Annotated in this window: 7 protein-coding genes and 1 pseudogene; 5 read left to right on the top strand and 3 right to left on the bottom strand. The window is 70.6% G+C overall.

Translation table 11 applies throughout. From position 1 onward, the window contains the following. Positions 1–109 precede the first annotated feature (109 nt). Positions 110–799 (bottom strand): Lrp/AsnC family transcriptional regulator, encoded by a 690-nt coding sequence (locus tag ACZ63H_RS28720; RefSeq protein WP_469869922.1) that lies wholly within the window; start codon positions 797–799, stop codon positions 110–112. 168 nt (positions 800–967) lie between these two features. Then, positions 968–1,096 (bottom strand): annotated as a pseudogene (locus tag ACZ63H_RS28715) (AsnC family protein); the annotation flags it as partial. Between the two features lie 191 nt (positions 1,097–1,287). On the opposite strand from ACZ63H_RS28715, the gene ACZ63H_RS28710 reads away from it, so the two are divergent. The 5 genes from ACZ63H_RS28710 (at position 1,288) to ACZ63H_RS28690 (ending at position 5,645) form a co-directional block, all read left to right on the top strand. After that, entirely contained in the window at positions 1,288–1,767 is a 480-nt protein-coding gene (locus ACZ63H_RS28710) for a flavin reductase family protein (protein WP_469869914.1), read from the top strand. A 202-nt stretch (positions 1,768–1,969) separates the two neighbouring features. Next, positions 1,970–2,542 carry a nucleoside 2-deoxyribosyltransferase gene (locus ACZ63H_RS28705; RefSeq protein WP_469869912.1) on the top strand — a complete coding sequence of 191 codons (573 nt, stop codon included), beginning with the start codon at positions 1,970–1,972 and terminating at the stop codon, positions 2,540–2,542. A 54-nt stretch (positions 2,543–2,596) separates the two neighbouring features. Continuing rightward, positions 2,597–3,490 carry a beta/alpha barrel domain-containing protein gene (locus ACZ63H_RS28700; protein WP_469869910.1) on the top strand — a complete coding sequence of 298 codons (894 nt, stop codon included), beginning with the start codon at positions 2,597–2,599 and terminating at the stop codon, positions 3,488–3,490. Next, positions 3,487–4,335 carry a creatininase family protein gene (locus tag ACZ63H_RS28695; RefSeq protein WP_469869908.1) on the top strand — a complete coding sequence of 283 codons (849 nt, stop codon included), beginning with the start codon at positions 3,487–3,489 and terminating at the stop codon, positions 4,333–4,335. The genes ACZ63H_RS28700 and ACZ63H_RS28695 overlap by 4 nt, the downstream gene beginning before the upstream one ends. Further along, positions 4,332–5,645, top strand: coding sequence for an NtaA/DmoA family FMN-dependent monooxygenase (locus ACZ63H_RS28690; protein WP_469869906.1), 1,314 nt, complete (start codon positions 4,332–4,334; stop codon positions 5,643–5,645). Before ACZ63H_RS28695 ends, ACZ63H_RS28690 begins: the two co-directional genes overlap by 4 nt. An 87-nt stretch (positions 5,646–5,732) precedes the next feature. Here ACZ63H_RS28690 and ACZ63H_RS28685 read toward each other — a convergent pair whose 3' ends face one another. Further along, entirely contained in the window at positions 5,733–6,098 is a 366-nt protein-coding gene (locus ACZ63H_RS28685) for a winged helix-turn-helix transcriptional regulator (protein ID WP_469869904.1), read from the bottom strand. Positions 6,099–6,108 lie beyond the last annotated feature (10 nt).

Below are 6,108 nucleotides of genomic sequence, written 5' to 3'. Positions count from 1 at the left end.
GAGCGAGGAGGCGACACCCCCGGTGACGAAGATGTGCTTGGTCGTCGTGGATTTGGGCGGCATGGCCAAGAGGGGGCTCCCGTGGTCGCTGGCGGAGGGACGGCAGGGCTCACCGGGGCGAGTCGCTCGCGGCGGAGCCGTGTGCGGAGACGTGCGTGAGGATCTCCGTGTCGCAGTCGAGGATGTGCGGCAGTGCTCCGAGCGTGCCGACGATGAAGCCGTACAGACCGGTCTCGTCCTCGACACACACGTCCGCGAGGATGTTGTGACGCCCTGTCACGGCGGCGCAGAAGCGCACGTCCCCGCAGGCGGACAAGGCGGTACCGACGGTTTCGAGGCCCGCCGGGTGGACCTTCAGCCGCACGCGCGCCGTCACGGGACGGCCCAGGACGGCCGGATCGGCGGCGGTACGCAGGCGCAGCACCCGGCGTTCCAGCAGGGAGGCCACCCGGCGTCCCGCCGTGGCGGTGGAGAAGCCCAGCTCCTTGCCGAGGTCGGTGAGGCTGATCCGGGCGTTCCTCCGCAGGACCTCGGCCACCCGCCGTTCGGTCGGCGTGAGGTCGTGCCGGCGCGGGGGTCCGGGCAGGGGCTGGACCAGGCTTGCCCGCAAGCGCTTCTCCTCCTCTGCGGTCAGGACGGGGGCGTGCCACTCGGCCTCGGTGCGAAACGTGCGCAGGGTGATGTGTGTTCCGAGCACCACGGCGTCGGGCAGGCCGGGCGTCTCCCGCAACGGTGAGGGCAGGCGCGGCCGTCCCCTCACGAGCAGGTGGCACCACACGAGGCCCGCCCCTCCGCTCACGACGGCGACGTTAAGCACTTCCGGATGCCTTGCCAATCCTTGGCAGACATTTTCCAGACAATCGCTTGCGGTCCGCATCCGCATGTGGGCGGCGTACCCGAACCCGCTGTGCAGGGGGTCGAGATCGGCCGTACAGCGGATGAGGCCCGCGTCCAGGAGCCGCTGGAGGCGCCGCGCCACCGAGCGTTCATGCTCCCCGAATATGCGCCCGACCTCTGCCACCCCGGCGCGGGGGTTGATCTGGAGTGCTGCCACGATGCGCCGGTCAAGGTCGTCACAGATGTCTGGATCGTTCATCACGCGGCAATGATGGCAGGATCTTTATCAGAAAACATAGAGATCTTGTCGGCTTCGATCACCTGGGGCAGACTTGCAGCCCCATCGCCGAACCGGCGCCTGGCGGGCTGGTCTCATGCGACCTGCCTGTACGGGCCGAAAGGACAGGGCCCTTGTTAGGCGAGAGCACCACCGCAGCAGTCCAGGACCCCGTGACCTCCAGTGCGTTCCGCTCCGTTCTGGGACGCTTCTGTTCCGGCGTCACCGTCGTCACCGCCGTGGGGCCCGCGGGCCCCGCCGGATTCACCTGCCAGGCGTTCTCGTCGCTCTCCCTCGACCCGCCGCGCGTCGTCCTCTGCGTCAGCCGTACCTCGACCAGCTGGCCGGTGATCAGGAGCAGCGCGTCCTTCTGCGTCAACGTGCTGGCGGAGGAGCAGCGTTCCCTGTGCGAGCGGTTCGCGCGCTCCGGCGGTGCCAAGTTCGACGGCGTGGCCTGGACCGCGTCACCGGACGGCGCGCCCCGCCTGGAGGGCGCGACGGCGTGGATCGACTGCCGCGTGCACACCGAGCACGACGGAGGCGATCACCTCGTGGTGATCGGTGACGTGCGCCGGGTCGAGGCGTCGGCCGACGCGCCGCGGCCCCTGCTGTACCACCGCGGCCGGTACGCGCGGATAGCCGACGCCTCCTGACGCCGCGCGCCCGGCGGCGGATCCTCCGCCACGGCACGCGGCGCCGCTTCCCCCCTCTTCTCCCCCGCTCCACCGGTACGGCCGCGCGCACCCCGCGCGGCAGCGGTACCGCGCACCATGCTGCCCGCTTCCGGGCCTGTCCACCGGAATCGTCAGCCGGACGGAAGTCATCACCCCCCGTAGCAGAAGGAGTGACCACGTCATGGAATCGAAGCAGGGAACCCGCGCCCAGGAGACGCCCGCACGAGAGAACGGCCTGCTCCAAGGACTGGACGTCTTCGTGGGCGGACCGATCCAGCACGCCATCCTGGCGGACGGGTTCGTCGGTCACCTGCAGGACGCGATCACGACGGCGATCGGCATCGCCCGGGACAACGGAGCCAATGTCTTCTCGGCGCACGTCGTGGAGAAGTTCGGGGCCGAGACGGCGTCCTTCACCCCGGAGCAGGTCTCCGTGCGCGACTTCCGCTGGATGAGGAAGTGCGACGTCTTCGTGCCCGTCCTGCCGGTGCTGGAGGACAACACCCTGCGACGCACGGACGGCACCCACGTCGAACTCGGCTGGGCCACCGCCCTCGGGCGCCCCATCGTCCTGATCACCAAGCAGCCGTTCGTCGACTCCGCGAGCCACCTCCTCAAGGGCCTCCACCGCGTGGGGGCCGTCCAGGCCATCGACTTCGACGAGTTCACCGAGAAGCCGGCCCTGCTCATCGACGCCGTGCTCGCCGCCACCGAGCGGCAGCGCGAGGCCGTCAGCGCGAGTCTTGTGGCCTGACCGGCACCCGCCTGCACACCGCCACCTGCCTCATCCACCGGACGGAGTCATCGAGTGCCTGACGTGTCGATATTAGGCCTGTCGCTGGCCAATCCCGTGATAGTCGGTTCCGGACTGCTGACGGACCAGGAACGCAACATCCGCCGGCTCATCGAGCGGGGCGCCGGAGCGGTCGTCACCAAGACCATCCACCCCAACCCGCCGCAGGGTCTCGACGAGCGGATCATCCGGCTGCCCGTCGGCATGCTCAACAGCACCACCTACTCCAAGCGACCGGTCGACCACTGGCTGGGGGTCCTGCGTTCGTTCGCCGAGGACCGGCTGCCGGTCATCGCCTCGCTGCACGCCGACAGCCCGGCCGAACTCGCCGCTCTGGCCAAGGACGTCGAGGCGACCGGGTGCCAGGCCCTGGAACTCGGCATCTCCTGCCTCAACGAGGAGGAGGGGCTGGAGGACGACAACCCCGACCGGGTCTACGCCTACACCTCCGAGACCCGCGGCAGGACGGCGCTGCCCCTGTCCGTCAAGCTCGCCGTCGGCGAAGGGCTCCAGGACCGGGTGCGTGCCGCCATCGCGGGGGGAGCGGACGCCATCACCCTGAGCGACACCATCGGCGGCGCGGCCGTGTCCCCCGCGACCGGAGGGCTCGAACTCGGCGGTGTCTTCGGCTACTCGGGCCCCGGCCTCAAGCCGCTCGTCATCGCCGCCGTCTGGCAACTGCGCAAGAGGGGCGTCGAGTTGCCGATCATGGGCTGCGGCGGAGTCACCAGCGGCCGCGACGTGGCCGACTACCTCAGCGTCGGCGCGAACGTGGCCCAGGTGTACACGGCGCTGCACACCGACATGTACGAGACGCTCGAACGCATCGTGGCGGAGACCCGGGACCTCGTCGCCGCTCCCGCCACGGCCCGAAGCGGCGCGCAAGCACGCGAGGGGGCGGCGCTGTGACCTCCCGTCACCCGGGCGCGCCGCTCCTCACCGACCTGACCAGCGCCCAGGTCGCCGACGCCGTGCGCGGGCGCACCGTCGTGTGGCCCATCGGGGCGATAGAGCAGCACGGCCCGCACCTGCCGCTGTCCGTCGACCTGATCCTGGCGGAGGCCTTCGCCGCCGAGATCGCCGGGGAACTCGACGCGTTCACCCTGCCCGCACAGGCCATCGGCGCACGCTCCCTGCCGCAGAGCGGTGGCGGGCTGTACTTCCCCGGCACGGTGTACGTGGCCGGTGACACCCTCGTCCGCTTCCTGCGCGAGACGCTCACGGCCCTGGTGGCGCTCCCCATGGCCCGGCTGATCGTGGTCAACGGGCACTACGAGAACGAGCCGTTCCTCTTCGAGGCCCTGGACCAGGTGCGCGAGCAGGGTCTGCTGGACAGCACCGAGGTGTTCGCCTTCAGCTGGTGGAGCCTGGTCCGCGACACCTGGACCGATGCGGAGATCCGCGCGTTCCCCGGCTGGCACGCCGAGCACGCGGGAGTCACCGAGACGAGCCTCATGCTCCACCTGCGGCCCGATCTCGTCACCGACGAACGTCCCGACCACGACAACCCGCCCCGGGCGGGCGTCTACCTGCACCCCGTCGACGTGGCACAGACCACCCACCACGGAGTCCTCTCCTCCACCTCCGGCTCCGACGCCGGCCTGGGGGAGAAGCTGCTGCGCCATGTCGTGGACGAGGCGACGGCCATGGTGCGCGAGGGCACGGGACTGCTCTTCGCGCAGACCCGTCCGGACCGCCGCCCGGACGCACAGCACCGAACCGCCGCACGCCCCGAAGGGAGACCACGGCCGTGACCCGGAAGTTCCACCTCGCCTGTATCTTCAACTTCACGCCGGACGACTGGCAGGGCCCCTTCGGCAGCGGAGGCTCCCCGTGGGACGGCAGGTTCCACACGGAGGTGGCCCAGGCGCTCGAACGCGCCTGCTTCGACTACGTGATCATCGAGGACAAGCTGATGGTCCCGGAGAGCTACGGCGGTTCCGCCGAGCGGGCGCTGCGGCAGGGCATGGTCGTCCCCAAACACGATCCGGTCCCCCTGGCCGTCGCGATGGGCCTGGCCACCTCCCACCTGGGCATCGTCGCCACCCTGTCCACGCTGGCCTACCCGCCGTTCATGACGGCGCGCCTCGCCTCGACGATGGACAGCATGCTCGGCGGGCGCTTCGGCTGGAACATCGTCACCAGCGCCGAGGACCTGGCCGCACAGAACTTCGGCCTGCGGAAGCTGCCGCCGCGCGACGTGCGGTACGCCATGGCGGACGAGTACGTCGACGTCGTACGGCAGCTCTTCGCCTCCTGGGACGAGGACGCCGTCGTGCTCGACCGGGAGAACGGCGTCTACGCCGACCACACCAAGGTCCGCCCGATCCACTTCGAGGGCGAGTACTACAGCGTGCGCGGTCCGCTGAACACCGTGCCCTCCCCGCAGCACCGGCCCGCCTTCGTGCAGGCCGGCGCCTCCCCCCGCGGCCGGGTCTTCGCCGCGCGCAACGCCGACTCGGTCATCGCCATCGCCAACGGTGTGGTCGGCATGAAGGAGTTCCGCGACGACGTGCGCAAGCACGCCGAGGCGGCCGGCCGGGACCCCGACGACGTCAAGGTGCTGTTCTGCGTCACTCCCACGCTCGGCGAAACCGAGCAGGACGCGCGGGACAAGCACCAGCGGATGATCTCCTCGCCCCAGTTCATCCACGACATCCTCGCCGAGACCTCCGCGCTCACGGAGATCGACTTCGCCCGGTTCGACCTGGACGAGCCACTGCCGTACCGGCTGGAGACCAACGGGGAACAGGGGTCGCTGGACCAGCTCCAGCAGTGGGGCAGTGGCAAGACACTGCGGGAACTGGTGATGGACGCCGCCGGCGGGCTGGTCTCCTCGGTGGAACTCATCGGCACGCCCGACCAGGTGGCGGAGCGGATGGGCGAGGTGATGGAGGAGGTCGGCGGCGACGGGTTCATGCTCACCACCCCGGTGCTCCGGCTGAACCGCCGCTGGGTCGCCGACGTCACCGACGGTCTCGTGCCCGCGCTCCAGCGGCGCGGACTGACCCGGGCCGCGTACACGCCCGGCCAGACCTTGCGGCAGAACCTCGCGGAGTTCTGAGCCGGCCTGCCGGGGGCGCCCCCGGCGAGGTCCACCGCATCCCGCGACAGCCGTCCGGTCCCTGCGCGGCCGCCCACCGTACCCCGGTCAGGCGGACGCGCCGGGACCGGACGGCGCGTCACAGCGGACCGTGTCGCGGTACCAGCGGCCCCACGCGTCCAGTTGCTCCGTGATGGAGTCCAGCGTGTGGCCGACGTCGGTGAGGGCGTACTCGACCCGCGGCGGCACCTCCCGGTACACGGTCCGCTCCACCAGCCCGTCCGCCTCCAGCTCCCTCAGCTGACGGGTCAGCATGCGCTGCGTGACACCCGGCAGCGCGCGCCGCAACTCGCCGAAGCGGTGCGTGCCCGAGACCAGCTGTTTGAGAATGGCCAGTTTCCAACGGCCACCGAGCAGTTCCATGGCGAACTCGACCGCACAGTGATCCGAGGCTTCCTCCACCTTGGAACGCATCCCCGACCTC

The organism is Streptomyces sp. NPDC104831 (genome assembly GCF_055583025.1).
Note: the sequence above shows the minus strand (reverse complement) of the source record. Positions and strands in the feature narration are given on the sequence as shown.

Excerpts from the sequence above, each read along its gene's own strand:
- ACZ63H_RS28705 (WP_469869912.1), top strand. The coding sequence starts at position 1,970 with ATGGAATCGAAGCAGGGAACCCGCGCCCAGGAGACGCCCGCACGAGAG.
- ACZ63H_RS28685 (WP_469869904.1), bottom strand. The coding sequence starts at position 6,098 with ATGCGTTCCAAGGTGGAGGAAGCCTCGGATCACTGTGCGGTCGAGTTC.